Genomic DNA, 19,984 nt, shown 5'->3' with positions numbered 1-19,984 from the left:
TCATCGGTTCGTTGTCTGGCGCAGCAGCATGGTGCCACCGCGCTGGGTAAATTCAAGTTTGTTCAGTGCGCTCATGCCGAGCAACACCTGATCGCCATGCAGCCCCGGGGCCACCAGTGCGCGCACATCCAGCAGCACGATGTCGCCCAGTTGCAGGCGTTCAATACGGGTGCGATAGCCCTGGCTCAGGCCATTGGCCGTGCTCAGGGTCACGCCGAATCCTTCTTCGAGCTTCAAACGCCTGGCCAGGTCCGCCGGAATCGACACATCGGTCGCCCCGGTATCAAGCATGAAGTCCACCGGCTGGCCATTGATCTGGCCGCTGGCAACGAAATGCCCCTGCACATTGCTGACCAGTTTCACCTCGATGAAACCTTCGCCCTGCTCCGAGCTGACCACCACGTTTGGATTTTGCTGCCGAGCTTCCCACTGGGCGAAAAACCTTGTGGCCAGAAACAGCGCTGCGCACCAGGCCAGCACCATAAACACCCGGCCGATGCGCTGCCCCGGCGTTTGCTGCCTCACAGCCTGGCACTCCAGCCACCGTCCGGTACCGCGAAGCGCCAGACCACCGGACGCACTTCACCATCGGCGCGCGCACCGAAGTTATTGTCGACACCGATCCACGCGCCATCAGCATCCACGATCAACGCTTCTTCCAACCCGTAGTCCTGTGGATAACGACGGTTTTCCTGCAACAACTCGGCGGCGTACGACCAGCAGCGCTCGACCCTGGCCGTCTGCGGGTCCCGGCGACAAATCTGATAGGCGTTGCGTTCAAGGGTGAACAGCTTGCCGTTGAACAGCGACAGGTCAGAGAAATCCCGCGAGACAGCTCTGGCGCGGGGAAACTGCTCGGGTTGCATTTCCATGCCCGCCTCGCTCAGCAGCACGCAGCCACCGTCGCAATCCCACAACGTCTGCTTGCGTTTGATCATCAGCAGTCCGCGGCCTTTACGCTCGGCGGCGAGCCACATCTGATCGCCCGCCGGATTGACCGCCAGCCCTTCGAACAGCGCATTGAATTGCAACAGCAAACCTCTGGCCCGCGCCTCGCGAACCATCATCGGCGAAATTTTCAGCCAGGTAGCAGGCCCCGTTGGCGGCACTTGCAAGACAGCGGCATGGCCTTCGCTGACGATGTAGCGATTGCCGGCGCTGTCGCAAGTGATGCCTTCGAAGTCCAGATCGCCGCCACGCACGAACGAAGCCCCCCAGACACGAGACTTCAGCCCCCAGGGCAAACCGCTGTCAGGCACCGGTGGTACATCAATGTGCACCGTTTGTGCCTGCCACACGGATTCGCGGGTATCGAGGCGGTAGATCTGATCATCGTCGCGGTCGGAAACTGCCCACAAGTCATTGCCGCACTGCGCCAGCCCGGACAGGTTGCCACCGGGCATGCCATCGATGACATGCCCGGACAACACGCGCAGCTGTGGCGCCGGCTCGGCAGATACCGTAATCGACGTCAGCAGCAACGCACAGGCCAGGGCAAAGCCCAGACGCATCAGCCCAGCACCTCGGCCAGGTTGCCCTTGGACTCCAGCCAGGTCTTGCGGTCACCGGCGCGTTTCTTCGCCAGCAGCATGTCCATCATTTCCGAGGTAGCCTCGAAATCTTCCAGCGTCAGTTGCACCAGACGCCGAGTGTTCGGGTCCATGGTGGTTTCACGCAGCTGCGGCGGGTTCATTTCACCCAGCCCCTTGAATCGGGTGACCTGTGGTTTGCCGCGTTTCTTCTCGGCTACCAGACGATCGAGGATGCCGTCGCGTTCGGCTTCATCCAGGGCGTAGTAGATTTCCTTGCCCAGGTCGATGCGGTACAGCGGCGGCATGGCCACGTAGACGTGACCGGCATCCACCAGCGGGCGGAAGTGCTGGACGAACAAGGCGCACAGCAAGGTCGCGATGTGCAGACCGTCGGAGTCGGCGTCGGCGAGGATGCAGATCTTGCCGTAGCGCAGTTGGCTCATGTCGGCCGCACCCGGATCGACACCGATCGCCACGGCGATGTTGTGCACCTCCTGGCTAGCCAGCACTTCGCTGCCGTCGACTTCCCAGGTGTTGAGGATCTTGCCGCGCAACGGCAGGATCGCCTGGAATTCTTTGTCCCGCGCCTGCTTGGCCGAGCCGCCGGCGGAATCACCTTCCACCAGGAACAGCTCGGAACGCATCGGGTCCTGCCCGGCACAGTCGGCCAGCTTGCCCGGCAGCGCCGGGCCTTGGGTAATGCGTTTGCGCTCGACCTTCTTGCTGGCCTTGAGGCGACGGCCGGCGTTGTTGATCGCCAGTTCCGCCAGCAGCATGCCGGTTTCCGGGTGGGCGTTGAGCCACAGGCTGAACGCATCCTTGACCACACCGGAAACAAACGCCGCCGCTTCACGGGACGACAGGCGCTCCTTGGTCTGGCCGGAGAACTGCGGCTCCTGCATTTTCATCGACAGTACGAAGGCAATGCGCTCCCAGACGTCTTCCGGCGCCAGCTTCACGCCGCGCGGCAACAGGCTGCGGAATTCGCAGAACTCGCGCATGGCGTCGAGCAGGCCTTGGCGCAAACCGTTGACGTGGGTACCGCCCTGGGCAGTCGGGATCAGGTTGACGTAGCTTTCCTGTACCGCGTCGCCACCTTCTGGCAGCCACAGCAGCGCCCAATCCACCGCTTCCTTATTACCGGCCAGGCTGCCGCAGAACGGCTCGTCCGGCAGGCGCTCGAATTCGCTGACCGCATCCACCAGGTAGGAACGCAGGCCGTCTTCGTAATGCCATTCGACTTTCTCGCCGGTGGCCTTGTCTTCAAAGCTGACCAGCAGCCCCGGGCACAACACGGCCTTGGCCTTGAGCACGTGCTTGAGGCGGCTGATGGAGAATTTCGGGGAGTCGAAGTATTTCGGATCCGGTGCGAAGAACACACTGGTGCCGGTGTTGCGTTTGCCAACAGTGCCAACGATCTCCAGTTCGGTGGCCTTGTAGCCATCCTTGAAGGTCATCTGGTACTCGTTGCCGTCACGCTTGACCCGCACCCGCACTTCGGTGGACAAGGCGTTGACCACGGAAATACCCACCCCGTGCAAACCGCCGGAGAACTGGTAGTTCTTGTTGGAAAACTTGCCACCGGCATGAAGCTTGGTGAGGATCAACTCGACGCCCGAAACACCTTCCTCGGGGTGAATGTCCACCGGCATGCCACGGCCGTCATCGCTGACTTCCAGCGAATGGTCGGCATGCAGGATCACCTGTACCGATGAGGCATGCCCGGCCAGGGCTTCGTCGACGCTGTTGTCGATGACTTCCTGGGCAAGGTGGTTCGGCCGACTGGTGTCGGTGTACATGCCGGGGCGTTTGCGCACCGGGTCGAGGCCCGAGAGGACTTCGATGGCGTCGGCGTTATAAGAGCTAGCGCTGGGAGTGGCCATGGGGTCTCGTCGTCAGTGTTCGGTGAAAAAAGAATTCATGGGGCTATCGCTCACAATGCGGTGAAATCGATTGCCTGATACAAATCGGCGCCGATGCCGGCAAAACTCAACATGGCCGGCAATCGCGCGGCAAAACCCTGGAAACTGTGGTCGCCACCGGCCTGGATACGCAAGGCGCATGCCCGGTAATACTGCTGGGCGAGACGATAGTCCAACGTTTCGTCAGCTGTCTGCAACCATACCTGATAACGCTGCGGATCCCGGGGTGCCGGCACTTCCAGTTCGGCCAGGGCCGTCACGTGGTCGTGGGTCAATTCCCAGGCCTCTTCGGTATACAGGTTTTTCTGCGTCCCCAGATAGCCGTCGAACATCCGGTGCGGGCTGACGGCAGGGTTGATCAACAGGGCTTTCAAGCCATGGCGCTCGGCCAGGTGAGTGGCATAGTAGCCGCCGAGGGAGCTGCCGACCAGCAGTGGCCGTCCCAGTTCGGCGATCGCCTGCTCCAGCTGCTCGATAGCCTGGCGCGGGTGGTGGTGCAATGCCGGAACGCGCAACTGTTCGCTCAGGCCCAGACGCTCCATCACCTCGACCAACTGGCAGGCCTTCTTCGACAACGGCGAGCTGTTGAAGCCGTGGATATAAAGGATCGAACCGGACATTTGAGTTCCCTGTGCGTCGGCTAAAGAGGCGGAGTTTACAGGGACTCTGGGGAATCGGGGATATCCGCGAAATTCGAGGTGTCTTTGAAGACGTCATCGCGAGCAAGCTCGCTCCCACAGGGGATTTGTGAATGACGCAGATCCAATGTGGGAGCGGGCTTGCTCGCGAAGGCCGCGCCCCGGTTTTCCAGAAAAATGAAAAATCAGTAGCCGCTGGAACCGTAATCCACAGTGAAATCGAACCCGGTGACCCGCTCTACCCCGGTTTCAAGCCCCCCATCGGGCAGCAGTCGCAACCAGCGATAGCCCGGTGCCTGTTCCCCGACCTTGAAATCCTCGCTGCCCGGCTCGAACTGGATGCAGGTCGAGGGTGAGGCGATCAAACGTACGCCGTTGCGCATCTGATCGATTTCCTGGTGCACATGCCCCCACAAAACCGCGCGCACCTGTTCGAAACGGTCCAGCACGGCAAACAGCGCCTCGGGATTGCGCAAGCCAATCGGTTCCATCCAGGCACAACCGATGGGCACCGGGTGATGGTGGAAGCACACCAGATGATGGCGTTCCGGTGCTTCGCTCAATGAACGCGCGAGCAACTGCAGCTGTTCATCCTGCAAATACCCCGGCACCGAGCCCGGCACCGCCGAATCGAGCATCGTGACCCGCCAGTTGCCGATATCCACCACCGGTTCGAGCAAAGCGCTCTGCACCGCCGCCTCGGCCATGATCTGCGGCTCATCGTGATTGCCGGGAATCCAGCGCGCCGGCGCATCCAACTGGCTCGTCATCTCGCGAAATTGCCGGTAGGACGCCAGCGTCCCATCCTGGGACAGATCACCCGTGGCCAGGATCAAATCGATCTGCGGCTGTTGCGCGCGCACCAGTTCGATGACCTTTTGCAGGCTATCGCGGGTGTTCATGCCCAGCAGCGTACCGTCCGCTTCGGCAAACAGATGGCTGTCGGAGAGTTGCACCAGCAACGCCGGATCGGCGGTGGTCAATGTGGATACGCTCGGCAAGGCGTTCTCCCAGGGCGTTTTCACGGGGATGGGTAAGTGCCGCAATTATGCTGGGGGACGATCGAAAGGGGAAATCCGTGAACCTGACACAGTTCACAACTGCGCTTCGCAGTTAACGTACTACTTCGTACTCATGCCCCAGCGCCAGGCAATGGCTCAGCCATTCGCCCAGAAACATGTTCAGCTGGGCCTTTTCGTCCGGCTGGTGCATCGAGGCGTTCGGGTAAGGATAGATGCCGCGAAAGCGTCGTGCATGTTCGGCGCTGACCACTTCGGCCATGCGTGCATCGTGATAGACCTGCACTTCCAGTTGCGGCACCGGCAGCCACGGCAGGCTGTGTTCCTGGCGCACTTGCAGGGTCGTGGTGTAAGGACAGGTCAGCAATACCTCCAGGGCCAGCACGCCGAGCATCTGGTCGCCATGGGTCACGGCGATGCGTCGCGCGGCAGGCTCGCTGCGCATGTCCGGCAGCAGTCGCATCAGGCGCGCGTAGTTCGCCTCGCAGGACGCTTGCAGCCCCACCAGATCTACCCGATAGCGATCGCGCAGCTTGTTTACGACCATAACCCCCTCACTTCAACGCGGTTCAAAGCCAGCCATTGCAAGGCAATGATGCTCGCCGCGTTGGCAATACGCCCGTCGCGCACGGCTTGCAGGGCATCTTCGAAAGCCCAGACCGTGACGCGGATGTCTTCTGCCTCTTCCTCCAGCCCATGCAGGCCGCCAACCCCGGTAGTGTCACAACGCCCCAGGTACAAATGCACGAACTCGTTACTGCCGCCCGGCGATGGAAAATATTTGAGCATCGGCCAGAGCGCCCCGATTTCCAGCCCAGCTTCCTCCTGCGCTTCGCGGTGAGCAACTGCTTCCGGCACTTCATCCTTGTCGATCAGACCAGCGACCAGTTCGATCAGCCACGGGTTGTCGGTCTTGCCCATGGCGCCGACGCGAAACTGCTCGATCAGCACCACTTCATCGCGCTGCGGATCGTAAGGCAGCATGCAGACCGCATCATGGCGCACGAACACTTCACGATTGATCTCACGGCTCATGCCCCCGGCGAACAATTCGTGGCGCAAGTGCACGCGTTCGAGTTTGTAGAAACCCTCGTAGCATTTTTCGCGCCGCACGATATCAACGGCGGTCGGAATGGCGTTGGCAAAATCCGTCATGACAATCCTCGTTACTGCGAATCCTGTTCGAGGTTCCTTTTTTCCTGGGCCTCGACTTCGCGCCATCCTAACGCGCCCGTGATGTTTGATGCAGCCCCTTTCCCGTCAGCGGGATGGACGGTGAAGGCGAAACCCTCTCTAATTAGCTTAGTGGCGAACTGATTGCTTTGTTGAGAGTCGAAGCCGGTAACTTTTTGCCTTCCCCTGTTTCAGAAAGGACGCCCATGTCGCTTTTCAAAATCGCCTCCGTGGCCGCCATCGCCCTGACCCTGGGCGCTTGCGCGAGCCTGTTCCAGCCCAACTACCGGACGCCGCTGGAAACCACCCGCGACGCTTCCGAGCAACTCAAGCCCGGTTGCAGCAACCCGGAATGCCCGCTGGTCAACATCGACACCCTGCACTTTCCGGACGAGCCTGCACTGGACGGCATCATCGAAAAGCGCCTGCTGCAAATGACCCGCACCACGCCCGACGCGCCGGTGGCACCGACCCTGGCGGCCTATCGCGAAGAGTTTTTGCGCACCGCCGGCCCGCGCAACAGCAGCTATCTGCAGGCCAAGGTACGTGAGCAGCATGACGGCTTGGTGATCATCGAATTGTCCAGCTACCTGGACACCGGCGGCGCCCATGGCACGCCGGGGAGAGGTTTCATCAACTACTCGCGCCAGCAGCATAAAGTGCTGACGTTGTCCGACATGTTGGTGCCGGGGCAGGAAGAAGCATTCTGGAAAGCCGCGCAAGTGGCGCACAACAGCTGGCTGATCAGCACCAAGCTCGATCAGGAGCCGGAGTTCGTCAAGAGCTGGCCGTTCCAGAAAACCCAGAACGTGGCGCTGACCTACGGCGGGGTGATCCTCAAGTACGAAACCAGCACCATTGCGCCTTACGCGTTGGGCCATGTCGAACTGAAGATCCCCTACCCTCGCCTGAACGGCATCATCAAACCCGAGCTGTTTCCCGGCCGTAACTGAAAGCCCGGCCCAGCACCAGCTGCAGCAACCCTGCCAGGACCAGCGCCGGCAGGGTGGCACCCACATCCGGATACAGATTGGCCAGCAGATGGTAGGTGCTGACCCCGCCCAGCCAGGCGAGCAGCGCCGGCCAGCGCAAAGCGGTTGAAGCCACCTGGCCACTGCGCTTGCGCAGGATGAAGTGGTCCACCAGCACCACGCCGAACAACGGCGCAAACACCGATCCGATCAGCAGCAGGAAGTTCTGGTACTGGGCCACTGGCGCCAGGAAGGCGATCAGGGTGCAGATTACACCGATGGCAAGCGCCAGATGCTCGACCTTCAAGCGCAACAGAATCCCGCTGGAAACGGCCGCCGAGTGAATATCGGCGAAGGCTTTTTCCGACTCGTCCAGCAGGATCAGCAGCAGCGGAATCCCCAGGCCGGCGCCGGCCAGCGCCAACAGCAAGGCATTGACTTCACCGCTCGGCGCGAATGCCAGGGTGTAGGCCACGCCCAGGCTCATCAGCCAGAAGTTACCGATAAAGAATCCGATGGCCGTGCCACCAAAGACGCTTTTCGCACGCTTGCCGAAACGCGAGTAGTCGGCAATCAGCGGCAGCCAGGAGAGCGGCATGGCAATGGCGATGTCGAACCCCACGGCAAACGGCATCGAACCGTCACCGGCCTTGGCCCACAGCGCGGCCAGGTCAGCCTTGGCGAACAGGTTCCAGGTCAGCCAGATGCACGCGGCCAGCAGCAGCCAGATACCCCACTTGCGCAGGATCTGCCGGACGAAGGTCAACGGGCCGCTGACCGCCAACAGGGTCGCCAGGGCGCCGAAGAACAGGGTCCAGAGCAGCGGATTCGACAGCAGGCTGCCTTCGTTGAAGGCCTTCGCGCCCAACAGGCTGGCGGCATCGCGCATGACAATGATTTCGAACGAACCCCAGCCGATCAGCTGCAGCAGGTTCAGCACCGCCGGCAGGCTCGCGCCTTTGGCACCGAGGCTGAGCTTGAGGGCGGCCATCGACGACAGGCCGGTGTCACTGCCAATCACCCCGACCGCCGCCAGCAGCAGAACGCCGACCAGGGTGCCGAGGAAAATCGCCAGCAACGAACCCGACAGGCCCAGGCCCGGCGCGAGCAATGCACCGGTCTGCAACACCATCAGGCCGATGCCGAGGGAGAACCACAGGGAAAACAGATCGCGACCGCCGAACACACGCTTGTCGGTCGGCACCACGATGTCGGGTGAATAAGTGCTGGGTTGAATGCTCAAGGGTGTTATCTCAGAGGGACATTTGTTGTTGTGTTGATCGCTTTCGCGGGCAAGCCCGCTCCCACACTGGATCTGCGTCTTGCACAAATCCCTGTGGGAGCGGGCTTGCCCGCGATGAGGCCCTTTCAGGCCCCACCTTATTCAGGTCAGATCAAACCTTCTTGTACAACTGACTGCCTTCCTGCTTGAAGCGCTCAGCCTGTTCGGCCATGCCTTGGGCGACGTCCACGTCGACCGCTTCGATCCGTTGGTTGGCCGCATACTCGCGGACTTCCTGGGTGATTTTCATCGAGCAGAACTTCGGCCCGCACATCGAGCAGAAGTGCGCGACCTTGGCCGAATCCTTCGGCAGGGTTTCGTCGTGATACGAACGCGCGGTGTCCGGATCGAGGCCCAGGTTGAACTGGTCTTCCCAGCGGAACTCGAAACGCGCCTTGCTCAAGGCATTGTCGCGGATCTGTGCGCCCGGATGCCCCTTCGCCAGATCGGCGGCGTGCGCGGCGATCTTGTAGGTGATGATCCCGGTCTTCACGTCATCCTTGTTCGGCAGGCCCAGGTGCTCCTTCGGCGTCACGTAGCAGAGCATGGCGCAACCGAACCAGCCGATCATCGCCGCGCCGATGCCCGAGGTGATGTGGTCGTAGCCCGGCGCGATGTCGGTGGTCAGCGGACCGAGGGTGTAGAACGGCGCCTCGTCGCAGCACTCCAGCTGCTTGTCCATGTTCTCCTTGATCAACTGCATCGGCACGTGCCCCGGACCTTCGATCATGCACTGCACGTCGTGTTTCCAGGCAATCTTGGTCAGCTCGCCGAGGGTTTCCAGTTCGCCGAACTGCGCTTCGTCGTTGGCGTCGGCAATCGAACCCGGACGCAGGCCGTCGCCCAGCGAAAAGCTGACGTCGTAGGCCTTCATGATTTCGCAGATTTCGTCGAAATGGGTGTAGAGGAAGTTCTCTTTGTGGTGCGCCAGGCACCACTTGGCCATGATCGAGCCGCCACGGGACACGATGCCGGTCACGCGCTTGGCGGTCATCGGTACGTAGCGCAGCAACACACCGGCGTGGATAGTGAAGTAGTCGACACCCTGCTCGGCCTGTTCGATCAGCGTGTCGCGGAACAGCTCCCAGGTCAGGTCTTCGGCCACGCCGTTGACCTTCTCCAGCGCCTGGTAGATCGGCACCGTACCGATCGGCACCGGTGAGTTGCGGATGATCCACTCACGGGTTTCGTGGATGTGCTTGCCGGTGGACAGGTCCATGACCGTGTCCGACCCCCAGCGAATGCCCCAGGTCAGTTTCGCCACTTCTTCTTCGATGGACGAACCCAGGGCGCTGTTGCCGATGTTGCCGTTGATCTTCACCAGGAAGTTACGGCCGATGATCATCGGTTCCAGTTCGGTGTGGTTGATGTTGGCCGGGATGATCGCGCGACCGCGGGCGATCTCTTCGCGGACGAATTCAGGGGTGATTTCTTTCGGGATGCTCGCGCCGAAACTGTGGCCGGCGTGCTGTTGCTTCAACAGGCCGGCGGCGCGGGCCTCTTGCAGCTTCATGTTTTCGCGGATGGCGACGTATTCCATCTCGGCGGTGATGATGCCTTTGCGCGCGTAGTGCATCTGGCTGACGTTGGCCCCGGCCTTGGCGCGGCGCGGGTTGTTCACGTGGGCAAAGCGCAGTTTGGTCAGCTCTGGATCGGCAAGGCGCTCCTGACCGAAGTTCGAGCTCAGGCCACTCAGGCGCTCGGTGTCACCACGGTCGTCGATCCACGCCGAACGCACGTCACCCAGGCCTTTACGCACGTCAATCACCACGTTGGGATCGGTGTAGGGACCCGAGGTATCGTAGACAGTCACCGGGGCGTTGATTTCGCCGCCGAAGTCAGTCGGCGTCACGTCCAGGGTGATTTCGCGCATCGGCACGCGGATGTCCGGGCGAGAGCCCTGGACGTAGATTTTTTGCGAACGGGTAAAGGGTTGAACCGACTGCTCATCGACCTTGGCCGACTCACTGAGGTTGATCGCGTTTTTTGCTTTTATGGTCATCACGGGCTCTCCAGACAGCATCCAGGCAGTGGATTGTCGGAGCAGAACCTGAAAGGCACGGACGCACCAGGACTGGTGCTGTGCGTCGTCACACGGGGAGCGTTTGATTGTCGAACAATTTCCCGGACGAAGCACAAGAGGACTCGCCGGGTGACGAGAAATCTTGTTCCCTACGCAGGCGCTAACCTGATCAGGTTCAACGGGATCCGAAATTATTCGATCTCAGCCTCATAGCAAGGCACCCCGACAAGAACCCGGCCAGTCTAGACACAACTGGCAGAGAACGCCAACCCTCCGGCAAATACCATGATGAATGGCGTAATAACACGCAGTATCAGGATTGTTGCCCCCCCAATGCGCAACTACACTCGCTACGCTGAGCCGCGCATTGACGCTGTCGAAGCAGAGCCTTAGCCTTGGCGCTCAAATTACCTTTGTAATATCAATTCTAGGGATCGTCTATGCTGCGCAAACTCTCACTGGCCCTTGCCGTGTCTTGTGCGTCCAACGGATTGGCCTGGGCAGCAGATGCGCCCTTATCGAACAAGAACGACCTCGTCAGCGTTTATCAGGAAGCCGTCAACAACAACGCCGATCTGGCGGCGGCCATCGCCCAATACGGCGCGCAGAAGGAAGTCGTGCCCCAGGCCCGCGCCGGACTGCTGCCGAACCTCTCCGGTGGCGCGAATGTTTCCGAGGTGCGTACGTCCCTCGATCAACCTTCGGGCACGTCCAACCGCGATGCCCATTCCTACCAGGCCACTTTGGCGCAGCCGCTGTTCCGGGCAGACCGCTGGTTCCAGTTCCAGGCCGCCAAGGAAGTCAACGAACAGGCCGCCCTGCAACTCTCGGCGACCGAGCAGAACCTGATCCTGCAAACCGCCGACAGCTATTTCAACGTGCTGCGCACCCAGGACAACCTGGCCTCGACCAAGGCCGAAGAAGCGGCGTTCAAACGCCAGCTCGATCAATCCAACGAGCGTTTCGATGTCGGCCTCTCGGACAAGACCGACGTATTGAACTCGCAGGCCAGCTACGACACCGCACGCGCCAACCGCATCGTTGCGCAGCGTCAGGTGGACGACGCCTTTGAAGCATTGATCACCCTGACCAACCGTCAGTACAACTCGATCTGGGGCATCAGCCATAACCTGCCGATCCTGCCGCCAGTACCGAACGACGCCAAGGCCTGGGTCGAAACCGCGGGCAGGCAGAACCTCAATCTGTTGGCCAGCAACTATGCCGTCAGCGCCGCCGAGCAAACCCTCAAGCAACGCAAGTCCGGGCACTTGCCAACGGTTGACGCGATCGCCAAGTACGAGAAAGGCGACAACGATGCACTGGGCTTCAGCAACCCGAACAACCTGCCCCAGGCGTACGGTGGCGACGTCGATCAAACCACTGTCGGCCTGCAACTGAACATCCCGATCTACAGCGGTGGCCTGATCAACTCCCAGGTGCGCCAGTCGTATGCACAACTGGACCAGACCGAGCAGCAACGCGAAGCGCTGCGCCGCAGCATCGTGGAAAACACCCGCGACCTGCACCGCGCGGTGAACACCGATGTCGAGCAGGTACAGGCGCGCAAGCAATCGATCATCTCCAACCAGAGTGCGGTGGAAGCGACTGAAATCGGCTATCAGGTGGGGACGCGAAACATCGTCGACGTGCTGGATGCGCAGCGCTCGCTCTACAACTCGGTGCGCGACTACAACAACACCCGCTACGACTACATCCTCGACAACCTGCGCCTGAAGCAACAGGCCGGCACGTTGAATCCGGGGGACCTGCAAAACCTGGCACGCTGGCTCAATCCCAACTACAACCCGGACAAGGATTTCCTGCCACCGGATCTGGCCAAGGCGGCAGAGGAACAGTTGAAAGCGCGACCGGAGCAGTAAAAGCAAAAGCTTCGCGAGCAAGCCCGCTCCCACATTGGATCTTCTGCGAGCACAGGTTTTGTGTACGACAGTAGCCCAATGTGGGAGCGGCGGTGCGACGATTCGACTTGCTCGCGAATGAAGGCAGCGCGGTCTACCGCTCGATCAACCGCCCCAATCCATCCAGCAAGCGCTGCAACGCCCCCTGGTTGGCGCGCATCACCCTCAACCCGGCCTCTGCCATGCGCTGTGCATCACGCGGCAGTTCGAACAGCCGCTGCACCGCCACCGCCAGCCCTTCGGCATCTTCCACCTCCTGCAACGCCCCGGCACTGCGCAACTGCGCAGCGATTTCGAGGAAGTTGAAAAGATGCGGCCCGCTCAGCACCGGTTTGGCGAGGGCTGCCGGCTCCAGCAGATTATGCCCGCCGTTCGGCACCAGGCTGCCGCCGACGAAAGCGCTGTCAGCCAGGGCGTAGAGAAACAGCAACTCGCCCATGGTGTCGCCCAGCAACACTGAAGTATCGGCACAGACCGCGTCGCCACTGGAGCGCCGGACGGTGGCAAACCCTTGTTGCTGGCACAGCCCGTACACCGAATTGAAGCGTTCCGGATGACGCGGTACCAGAATCAGCAACGCATCGGGGTGACTGACCAGCAACTGACGATGAGCCGCCAGCACGACTTCGTCTTCGCCGTCATGGGTACTGGCTGCGATCCACACCGGTCGCTCCAGCGCCTGCCATTGCCCGCGCAGCTGACTGGCGCGCTCGAGCAGCTGCGGGTCGATGGTCAGGTCGAACTTGATCGAACCGGTGACCTCGACGGTTTCCGGCCGCGCGCCCAGATCACGCAAGCGCTGGGCTTCGGCCTCGGTCTGCACCGCGAACAGGCTCATCTCGGCCAGCATCGGCTGGGTCAGCTTACGGAAGCGGCCATAGCCCCTGGCCGAACGCTCGGACAGTCGTGCATTGGCCAGCGCCACGGGAATCCCGCGTTTGGCACATTGATGGATATGGTTGGGCCACAGCTCGGTTTCCATGATCACCGCCAGTTTCGGCCGGACCCGATCGAGGAAGCGCCGGGCGGCGCACGGCAAATCGTAAGGCAGATAGCAGTGCTGGACGCGCGGCTCATTGGCAAACAGGGCCAGGATACGTTCCGAACCGGTCGGCGTCATGCAGGTTACGGTGATCGGCAGATTCGGGTAACGCGCCAGCAAGGCGCGGATCATCGGCGCGGCAGCAATGCTTTCGCCCACCGACACGGCATGCACCCAGATGCCGCCCGGTTTCATCGCCGGCATCCCGTAGGAGAAGCGCTCGCCGATGCGCCTGGCATACGCCGGCGCCTTGCGCGCGCGCAGCCAAAGCCGAATCGCTACCAGTGGCAGCCCCAGATAAAACAGCGCGGTGTAGAAAGTTCTATTCATGGCGGCGGAGTTTATCGGCTTTTTTCGCCAATCGTCTGCAAGTGCACGGCAAAACGTTCGGCGAGCCAGCGCGCGGCCGGACCAAGCGGCTCGTCCCGGCGCCATACCAGCTCCACCACCAGCGCTGGCGGGGTCCATTCGCTGACCAGTTCGACCATCTGGTTCTGATAAGTCGGGTATTGCACCACGTGGCGCGGCAACCACGCCCAGCCGAGGCCACGCACCAGCCATTCGGCCATCACATAGAAACTGTCGGCGCGCCAGACTTGCGGACTGGCGGGATCACTGCCGGGATAAATGCTCGACTCCGTGGACATCAGCAACTGCCGATGCTGCGCCAACTGCTGGCCGTCCACCGTGCCTTTGCCCGCCAACGGATGGTCCTTGCCGCACACCGTGACCATTTCCACGCTGCCCAGCACACGACGCTCAAGCGCCTCGGGAATCTGATCGTGAAAGAACAGCAACCCCAGATCGGCGCGCCGCTCCACCAGCTTGCGCGCGACATCGCCTTGGGCGGCGCTGGTCAGTTGCACTTCAAGGCTGGGGAATTTTTCCGCCAGGGCCTCGAAGCTTTCGATGATCGGCTGATAAGGCATCGCTTCATCCTGCGCCACGCGCAGTCGTGCCTCCTGGCCGCGCATCATCGCCAATGCCCGGCCATTGAGTCGTTCACACTGACGCAACACTTCCCGTGCTTCGTCCAGCAACGCGGTACCGGCTTCAGTGAGCTTCGGCTGACGGCCGCTGCTGCGGTCGAACAGGCTGACGCCGAGGTCTTCCTCCAGCAACGCTATCGAACTGCTGACCGCCGACTGCGCCTTGCGCTGATCCCGCGCCACGGCAGAAAACGATCGCTGCTCCGCTACGCTGACAAACAACCGCAACTGCTCCAGATTCCATTGCATGCTCATGGCTCAACCCATCTTCAAAACAGATAGGTAATGACTTTACCGCATCTGGCGAATCACTAGAATGCCGACCTCAGAGAGCAACACTTCACACGAGGATTGACCCATGACCGCTTACTACTACCTGGCCATTGCCATCTGCGCCGAAGTGATTGCCACTGTTTCGATGAAAGCCGTCAAGGGCCTCAGCACCCCGCTGCCACTGGTGCTGGTCATCGTCGGCTACGGCATTGCCTTCTGGATGCTGACCCTGGTGGTGCGCAGCGTTCCCGTGGGTGTGGCGTATGCCGTGTGGGCCGGCATGGGGATCGTGATGGTCAGCGTCGCGGCGCTGTTTATCTACGGGCAGAAGCTGGACGTGCCGGCGATGCTGGGGATGGCGTTGATTGTGCTGGGGGTTGTGGTCATCCAGCTCTTCTCCAAAACTGCAGGGCATTAGAACTCGAAACGCGACCCCCTGTGGGAGCGAGCTTGCTCGCGATGACGGCATGGAATTCAACATCAATGTTGACTGACCCACCGCTATCGCGAGCAAGCTCGCTCCCACAGGGTTACTCGTTGGCTCGAGAGTACTGGCGTCAGCCCCTCCAATCTTCGAGTCTGTATACTGCGCCCTCGTCTTGAACACAGAGGTCGCTGCATGCCATCCGTTATTTCCACCGACATTCTGATTGTCGGCGCTGGTGTCGCCGGCCTCTGGCTGAACGCGCGCCTGCGCCGCCAGGGTTTTTCGACCGTGCTGGTGGAAAGCGCCAGCCTCGGCGGCGGGCAGACCGTGAAGTCCCAGGGCATTATCCACGGTGGTGCCAAGTATGCATTGCACGGTGCCCTGACCGGCGCTTCGGAAGCCATCGCCGATATGCCGCGCCGCTGGCGTGCAGCCTTGGCCGGTGAGGGTGAACTGGACCTGTCTGGTGTGCGCCTGCTCTCCGAAGCCCATTACCTGTGGTCCCCTGGCACCCTCGCCGGCAACCTGACCAGTTTCTTCGCCAGCAAGGCCGTGCGCGGTCGCGTCGATCAGGTCAAGGGCGACCAGTTGCCGCCTGCGCTGCAAGACAAGCGCTTCAAGGGCAAGGTCTATCGCCTGGCGGAACTGGTGATCGATGTGCCGAGCCTGATCCAGCGCCTCGCCGACCTCGCCGGTGACGGCTTGCTCGCCGGGCAGAAAATCGAACCGCTGCTGGAAGGTGGCAAGCTGGTCGGCCTGATCGTCGATGAGCGCGAGATCCGCGCCCAGCGCATCGTCTTGAGCGCCGGCGCAGGCACGGCGCAACTGCTCGAAGCATTGGGCCTCAGCGAGCCGGCGATGCAGCGTCGACCGCTGCACATGATCATCGCCAAGGGGCCAAGCCTCAAACCGCTGTACGCCCACTGTCTGGGCGGCGGCACCAAACCGCGCATTACCGTCACCACCCACCCGGCCGCCGACGGTCAATGGGTCTGGTACATGGGTGGCGACATCGCCGAAAGCGAAGGCGTGCTCCGTGAGCCTGCGGAACAAATCGCCACCGCACAGAAAGAACTCGGCCAGTTGCTGCCGTGGATCGACCTGAGCACAGTGCAATGGGCCACCCTGCGCGTGGATCGCGCCGAACCTCTGCAATCGGGCCTGACCCGCCCCGACAATGCGTTTCTCGCAGAAGAAGGCCGGCTGCTGGTGGGCTGGCCAACCAAACTCGCCCTGGCGCCGGACTTCGCTGACCGGGTCATCGCCAGCCTGACCCGCGACGGTATCCAGCCAGGCCACCCGGCAGCGCTGCCTGAACTGCCGAAGCCACCGATGGGCGTACCGGCCTGGGAGCAACTGCTGCCATGAGCCAACCGACCCTGCATGACTTGCATCGCCCGCTGGGCAGCAGCGGCCTGCTGGTTTCACCCTTGGGCCTGGGTACGGTGAAACTGGGCCGCGACCAAGGCGTGAAATACCCCAGCGGCTTCCGGATTCCCAATGACGATGAAGCGCGCATGCTGCTCAAGCTCGCCCGCGACCTGGGCATCAACCTGATCGACACGGCCCCGGCCTATGGCCGCAGCGAAGAACGCCTCGGCCCATTGCTGCGCGGTCAGCGCCAGGATTGGGTGATTGTCAGCAAGGTGGGTGAAGAATTTGCCGACGGCCAGTCACGTCACGACTTCAGCGCGGCACACACGCGCATGTCCGTAGAGCGCAGCCTGCAACGCCTGGAAACGGACTTCATCGACCTGGTGCTGGTGCACTCCGATGGCAACGACCTGGCGATCCTCAATGACTGCGAAGTCTACGAAACCCTCGCCGAACTCAAGGCCGAAGGCAAGATTGGCGGCTTCGGGTTTTCCGGCAAGACCGTCGAAGGCGGATTGAAGGCGCTGGAGCAAGGCGACTGCGCGATGGTCACCTACAATCTGAACGAACAAAACGAGAAGGCCGTCATTGACTATGCTGCTGCACACGGCAAAGCCATTCTGGTCAAGAAAGCCCTCGCCAGCGGTCACGTATGCCTGAGTCCGGGCGTGGACCCGGTGCGCGCCAGTTTCGAGTTGCTGTTTGAACATCCGGGTGTTGCCAGTGCTATTGTCGGGACCATCAATCCGCTGCACCTCGCCCACAATGTCGCGACCGTTGCCCAGGTCCTACGTAGCCACTGACGCCGCCCACGCGGCCTTAAGCAGGAGCCGACATGTCGCGCACGCTCATCAGAAAGAACCCGAGCAACTTCAAGACCCTGCCGTTATTCGTCGAAGCGACTCCTGAAGGCCTGAGTTACCAGAGCGTCGGCAGGCCACTGAATTTCTCCCAGACCCTGCAACGTCGTCGGCCAGTCACGGTCGGCGACAGCGAACGATTTGCCCTGGAACTGGCCAATCTCGGGGTCTCGGTGCGCCTGACCCTGCATTGGCAGAATCGCGACTACTGGGTGCTGGTGCGTCAGCGTCGGCAGGACCGTGGCGACGTAGTGCTCAAGCTGATCTCCGGCTACGTGCCAGCCCACGAACTGAACCTCCCCCTGCACACGGCGATCCAGGAGATTGCCGAAGAATGCCTGCTGGAAACCCCGGAGGGCTGGCTCGGTGGCCGATTCAATGACACCTGGCTGCCGGCGCCCTACTCGGCCGCCCTGCATTACCGCGAAGCCCTGCCGTTTCGCTTGTCGCCACTGTCCGGCTCGGCGCGGCCGGTGCGTTGCGCCAACCTGACGCTGATGGAGCGTCCGCGGGCTTACGTGCATTTGCCGACGGCGTCGCTGCAACTGATTTACGACCTGCGCCTGGACGTTCCCAAGGAAGCCAAGTCCCTGAGTCTGTTCCATGTCGATGAAAGGCTGGAAGGCGATCAACTCGTCGCCCGTCTCGACCGCAAGCGCCCCGACCTGTATTTGATGCCCTTGCAGGACGGCCACCCGATGGCTGAGCTCTACACCCTGAAAAAGGATCAGCTGCACCCGGCCAGCACGCGCGGCCTGTACCTGGCCGAGAGTTTTGCCCGACAGGAAGGCTGGCTGGTGCGCGATGAACGAATTCGCTGGAAGGACTGGGTGAGGCAGCAGGGTTTGACCCCGCCGGGGAAGGATTCTGGTTTGGCGCGGTTGCGTGGGAAGGCAAAGCTGCTGCTGAAGAAAATCGTGCCGCGCAAGGCTGCACGATAGAAAAGACTGGCGGGCTTTTGTGGCGAGGGGGCTTGCCCCCGTTCGACTGCGAAGCAGTCGTAGAACCAGTGCATGCGGTGTACCTGATACCCCGCAGTTGCAGATTTTAGGGCCGCTTCGCGACCCAACGGGGGCAAGCCCCCTCGCCACAGCAAGCCCGAGCCTTATTCAGACTTGCGGATCTTCTCGACAATCGCCGTGGTCGAGCTGTTTTCCACCAGCCCCAGCACTTTCACGGTACCGCCGTAGGCGGTCACGATGTCCGCGCCGACCACCTGGTCGATCCCGTAGTCGCCCCCCTTGACCAGCACGTCCGGCTTGATCGCGCTCAGCAGGTTTTCCGGGGTGCCTTCCGGGAAACTGATGACCCAGTCCACCGCGCCCAGGCCGGCCAGCACCGCCATGCGCCGGTCGACACTGTTGATCGGACGGCCCGGCCCTTTCAGGCGGCTGACCGATGCATCGTCGTTGATCGCGACGATCAGGCGATCGCCCTGGGCCCGAGCCTGCTCCAGATAGGTCACGTGACCGGCATGCAGGATGTCGAAGCAACCGTTGGTGAACACGATCCGCTCGTTGTGCGCGCGGGCATCATCGACCGCCAGCAACAGCTGCTCAAGACCCAGCACACCGCGCTCGGAACCCTCAGCGCGCTGGATCGCACGACGCAGTTCCGGCGCACTGATGGCCGCCGTACCGAGCTTGCCGACCACGATACCGGCCGCCAGGTTGGCCAGGGCCACGGCGTGAGGCAGTTCTTCACCGGCGGCAATCGCCGCTGCCAGGGTGGAAATCACTGTATCGCCGGCACCGGTCACGTCGAACACTTCGCGGGCACGGGCCGGCAGGTGCAGCGCCGGATGATCCGGACGCAGCAAGGTCATGCCGTGCTCGCCACGGGTCACCAGCAAGGCACCGAGGTCCAGGTCGTGCATCAGTTGCGCGCCCTTGTTGACCAGATCGTGTTCATCGGCGCAACCACCGACGATGGTTTCGAATTCGTTGAGGTTCGGCGTGATCAGGCTGGCGCCACGATAGATCGAAAAATCCTTGCCCTTGGGATCGGCAAGCACCGGAATGCCGCGGGCCCGGGCGGCCTGGATCAGCGCCTGATGATTTTTCAATGCGCCTTTGCCGTAGTCGGACAGCACCAGCACCTTGATGCCTTCGAGCAACTCGTCGACCTGCGCGGCCAGCGCCAGCGCGTCGGTGGCGAAGGGTTCTTCGAAGTCGATACGCAGCAGTTGCTGGTGACGACTCATGACCCGCAGCTTGACGATGGTCGGCTGGTGCGCAATGCGCTGGAAGATGGCGCGCACGCCAGCGCCCTTGAGGCTGTTGACCAGGCTATTGGCGGCTTCATCGTCGCCGGTTACACCGACCAGCGAGGCGGGCGCCCCCAGGGCGGCAATGTTCAAGGCAACGTTGGCAGCGCCACCCGGACGGTCCTCGATGTGATCGACCTTGACCACCGGCACCGGCGCCTCAGGGGAAATCCGTGAGGTACCACCATGCCAGTAACGGTCGAGCATGACATCGCCGACCACCAAGACAGGGGCTTGATCGAATCGCGGCATGGACAACTTCATGGTGCAACCC

Annotated in this window: 18 protein-coding genes and 1 riboswitch; of the genes, 6 read left to right on the top strand and 12 right to left on the bottom strand. The window is 61.9% G+C overall.

Features of this window, described 5'->3' with window-relative positions; genetic code table 11:
* The 7 genes from KSS91_RS03020 to KSS91_RS02990 all read right to left on the bottom strand — a co-directional run bounded on the left by KSS91_RS03020 (position 1) and on the right by KSS91_RS02990 (position 6,266).
* Positions 1-525, bottom strand: a complete 525-nt coding sequence (locus KSS91_RS03020) for a retropepsin-like aspartic protease family protein (protein ID WP_217837021.1) — start codon at positions 523-525, stop codon at positions 1-3.
* Positions 522-1,511 carry an esterase-like activity of phytase family protein gene (locus KSS91_RS03015; RefSeq protein WP_217837020.1) on the bottom strand — a complete coding sequence of 330 codons (990 nt, stop codon included), beginning with the start codon at positions 1,509-1,511 and terminating at the stop codon, positions 522-524. Before KSS91_RS03015 ends, KSS91_RS03020 begins: the two co-directional genes overlap by 4 nt.
* Positions 1,511-3,415, bottom strand: a complete 1,905-nt coding sequence (parE, locus tag KSS91_RS03010) for a DNA topoisomerase IV subunit B (protein ID WP_007977465.1) — start codon at positions 3,413-3,415, stop codon at positions 1,511-1,513. The genes KSS91_RS03015 and parE overlap by 1 nt, the downstream gene beginning before the upstream one ends.
* 50 nt (positions 3,416-3,465) lie before the next feature.
* A complete protein-coding gene (locus tag KSS91_RS03005; RefSeq protein ID WP_126048889.1) occupies positions 3,466-4,074 on the bottom strand; it encodes a YqiA/YcfP family alpha/beta fold hydrolase in 609 nt (202 codons plus the stop codon).
* Positions 4,075-4,277: 203 nt separating this feature from the next.
* Complete coding sequence (cpdA, locus tag KSS91_RS03000) at positions 4,278-5,093, bottom strand: 3',5'-cyclic-AMP phosphodiesterase (protein WP_217837019.1); 816 nt, start codon at positions 5,091-5,093, stop codon at positions 4,278-4,280.
* Positions 5,094-5,205: 112 nt separating this feature from the next.
* Positions 5,206-5,658 carry a DUF1249 domain-containing protein gene (locus KSS91_RS02995; RefSeq protein WP_007977461.1) on the bottom strand — a complete coding sequence of 151 codons (453 nt, stop codon included), beginning with the start codon at positions 5,656-5,658 and terminating at the stop codon, positions 5,206-5,208.
* Positions 5,649-6,266: an NUDIX domain-containing protein gene (locus tag KSS91_RS02990; protein ID WP_015093209.1), complete on the bottom strand. Its 618-nt coding sequence runs from the start codon at positions 6,264-6,266 to the stop codon at positions 5,649-5,651. Before KSS91_RS02990 ends, KSS91_RS02995 begins: the two co-directional genes overlap by 10 nt.
* 224 nt (positions 6,267-6,490) lie before the next feature.
* Here KSS91_RS02990 and KSS91_RS02985 point away from each other — a divergent pair, with 224 nt between their 5' ends.
* Positions 6,491-7,237 (top strand): RsiV family protein, encoded by a 747-nt coding sequence (locus KSS91_RS02985; RefSeq protein ID WP_217837018.1) that lies wholly within the window; start codon positions 6,491-6,493, stop codon positions 7,235-7,237.
* On the opposite strand, the gene cytX is transcribed toward KSS91_RS02985, so the two are convergent.
* Both cytX and thiC read right to left on the bottom strand, forming a co-directional pair.
* Positions 7,206-8,498, bottom strand: coding sequence for a putative hydroxymethylpyrimidine transporter CytX (gene cytX, locus KSS91_RS02980; RefSeq protein WP_217837017.1), 1,293 nt, complete (start codon positions 8,496-8,498; stop codon positions 7,206-7,208). The genes KSS91_RS02985 and cytX overlap by 32 nt on opposite strands.
* A 151-nt stretch (positions 8,499-8,649) precedes the next feature.
* Positions 8,650-10,539 (bottom strand): phosphomethylpyrimidine synthase ThiC, encoded by a 1,890-nt coding sequence (gene thiC, locus KSS91_RS02975; RefSeq protein ID WP_015093206.1) that lies wholly within the window; start codon positions 10,537-10,539, stop codon positions 8,650-8,652.
* Between the two features lie 150 nt (positions 10,540-10,689).
* Positions 10,690-10,795: riboswitch (TPP riboswitch) on the bottom strand.
* A gap of 205 nt (positions 10,796-11,000) precedes the next feature.
* On the opposite strand from thiC, the gene KSS91_RS02970 reads away from it, so the two are divergent.
* The gene (locus tag KSS91_RS02970; RefSeq protein ID WP_015093205.1) at positions 11,001-12,440 is read left to right on the top strand and encodes a TolC family outer membrane protein; all 1,440 of its coding nucleotides are present in this window, start codon (positions 11,001-11,003) and stop codon (positions 12,438-12,440) included.
* Positions 12,441-12,573: 133 nt separating this feature from the next.
* Here the strand turns inward: KSS91_RS02970 and waaA are convergent, their stop codons facing one another.
* Together waaA and KSS91_RS02960 are read right to left on the bottom strand one after the other, a co-directional pair.
* Positions 12,574-13,851 (bottom strand): lipid IV(A) 3-deoxy-D-manno-octulosonic acid transferase, encoded by a 1,278-nt coding sequence (gene waaA, locus KSS91_RS02965; protein ID WP_217837016.1) that lies wholly within the window; start codon positions 13,849-13,851, stop codon positions 12,574-12,576.
* A gap of 11 nt (positions 13,852-13,862) precedes the next feature.
* Positions 13,863-14,765 carry a LysR family transcriptional regulator gene (locus tag KSS91_RS02960; protein WP_193601750.1) on the bottom strand — a complete coding sequence of 301 codons (903 nt, stop codon included), beginning with the start codon at positions 14,763-14,765 and terminating at the stop codon, positions 13,863-13,865.
* Between the two features lie 103 nt (positions 14,766-14,868).
* Between KSS91_RS02960 and KSS91_RS02955 the strand changes: the two genes are divergently transcribed.
* The 4 genes from KSS91_RS02955 to KSS91_RS02940 all read left to right on the top strand — a co-directional run bounded on the left by KSS91_RS02955 (position 14,869) and on the right by KSS91_RS02940 (position 18,385).
* A complete protein-coding gene (locus tag KSS91_RS02955) occupies positions 14,869-15,201 on the top strand; it encodes a DMT family transporter (RefSeq protein WP_126048879.1) in 333 nt (110 codons plus the stop codon).
* A gap of 201 nt (positions 15,202-15,402) precedes the next feature.
* Positions 15,403-16,578 (top strand): NAD(P)/FAD-dependent oxidoreductase, encoded by a 1,176-nt coding sequence (locus KSS91_RS02950; protein WP_217837015.1) that lies wholly within the window; start codon positions 15,403-15,405, stop codon positions 16,576-16,578.
* Positions 16,575-17,387, top strand: coding sequence for an aldo/keto reductase (locus KSS91_RS02945; protein ID WP_217837014.1), 813 nt, complete (start codon positions 16,575-16,577; stop codon positions 17,385-17,387). Before KSS91_RS02950 ends, KSS91_RS02945 begins: the two co-directional genes overlap by 4 nt.
* A 32-nt stretch (positions 17,388-17,419) precedes the next feature.
* A complete protein-coding gene (locus KSS91_RS02940) occupies positions 17,420-18,385 on the top strand; it encodes a metal ABC transporter ATPase (protein WP_217837013.1) in 966 nt (321 codons plus the stop codon).
* Between the two features lie 164 nt (positions 18,386-18,549).
* On the opposite strand, the gene hldE is transcribed toward KSS91_RS02940, so the two are convergent.
* The gene (gene hldE, locus KSS91_RS02935) at positions 18,550-19,974 is read right to left on the bottom strand and encodes a bifunctional D-glycero-beta-D-manno-heptose-7-phosphate kinase/D-glycero-beta-D-manno-heptose 1-phosphate adenylyltransferase HldE (RefSeq protein ID WP_015093200.1); all 1,425 of its coding nucleotides are present in this window, start codon (positions 19,972-19,974) and stop codon (positions 18,550-18,552) included.
* Positions 19,975-19,984 lie beyond the last annotated feature (10 nt).

Origin of the sequence: Pseudomonas azerbaijanorientalis (genome assembly GCF_019139795.1) — a bacterium.
Lineage (GTDB): Bacteria > Pseudomonadota > Gammaproteobacteria > Pseudomonadales > Pseudomonadaceae > Aquipseudomonas > Aquipseudomonas laurylsulfatiphila.
Note: the sequence above shows the minus strand (reverse complement) of the source record. Positions and strands in the feature narration are given on the sequence as shown.

What these genes read in the sequence shown, in the direction of transcription:
- KSS91_RS03015 (WP_217837020.1), bottom strand. Translation starts at nt 1,511, where the DNA reads ATGCGTCTGGGCTTTGCCCTGGCCTGTGCGTTGCTGCTGACGTCGATT.
- parE (WP_007977465.1), bottom strand. Translation starts at nt 3,415, where the DNA reads ATGGCCACTCCCAGCGCTAGCTCTTATAACGCCGACGCCATCGAAGTC.
- KSS91_RS03005 (WP_126048889.1), bottom strand. Translation starts at nt 4,074, where the DNA reads ATGTCCGGTTCGATCCTTTATATCCACGGCTTCAACAGCTCGCCGTTG.
- KSS91_RS02995 (WP_007977461.1), bottom strand. Translation starts at nt 5,658, where the DNA reads ATGGTCGTAAACAAGCTGCGCGATCGCTATCGGGTAGATCTGGTGGGG.
- KSS91_RS02990 (WP_015093209.1), bottom strand. Translation starts at nt 6,266, where the DNA reads ATGACGGATTTTGCCAACGCCATTCCGACCGCCGTTGATATCGTGCGG.
- KSS91_RS02985 (WP_217837018.1), top strand. Translation starts at nt 6,491, where the DNA reads ATGTCGCTTTTCAAAATCGCCTCCGTGGCCGCCATCGCCCTGACCCTG.
- thiC (WP_015093206.1), bottom strand. Translation starts at nt 10,539, where the DNA reads ATGACCATAAAAGCAAAAAACGCGATCAACCTCAGTGAGTCGGCCAAG.
- KSS91_RS02970 (WP_015093205.1), top strand. Translation starts at nt 11,001, where the DNA reads ATGCTGCGCAAACTCTCACTGGCCCTTGCCGTGTCTTGTGCGTCCAAC.
- waaA (WP_217837016.1), bottom strand. Translation starts at nt 13,851, where the DNA reads ATGAATAGAACTTTCTACACCGCGCTGTTTTATCTGGGGCTGCCACTG.
- KSS91_RS02960 (WP_193601750.1), bottom strand. Translation starts at nt 14,765, where the DNA reads ATGAGCATGCAATGGAATCTGGAGCAGTTGCGGTTGTTTGTCAGCGTA.
- KSS91_RS02955 (WP_126048879.1), top strand. Translation starts at nt 14,869, where the DNA reads ATGACCGCTTACTACTACCTGGCCATTGCCATCTGCGCCGAAGTGATT.
- KSS91_RS02950 (WP_217837015.1), top strand. Translation starts at nt 15,403, where the DNA reads ATGCCATCCGTTATTTCCACCGACATTCTGATTGTCGGCGCTGGTGTC.
- KSS91_RS02945 (WP_217837014.1), top strand. Translation starts at nt 16,575, where the DNA reads ATGAGCCAACCGACCCTGCATGACTTGCATCGCCCGCTGGGCAGCAGC.
- KSS91_RS02940 (WP_217837013.1), top strand. Translation starts at nt 17,420, where the DNA reads ATGTCGCGCACGCTCATCAGAAAGAACCCGAGCAACTTCAAGACCCTG.
- hldE (WP_015093200.1), bottom strand. Translation starts at nt 19,974, where the DNA reads ATGAAGTTGTCCATGCCGCGATTCGATCAAGCCCCTGTCTTGGTGGTC.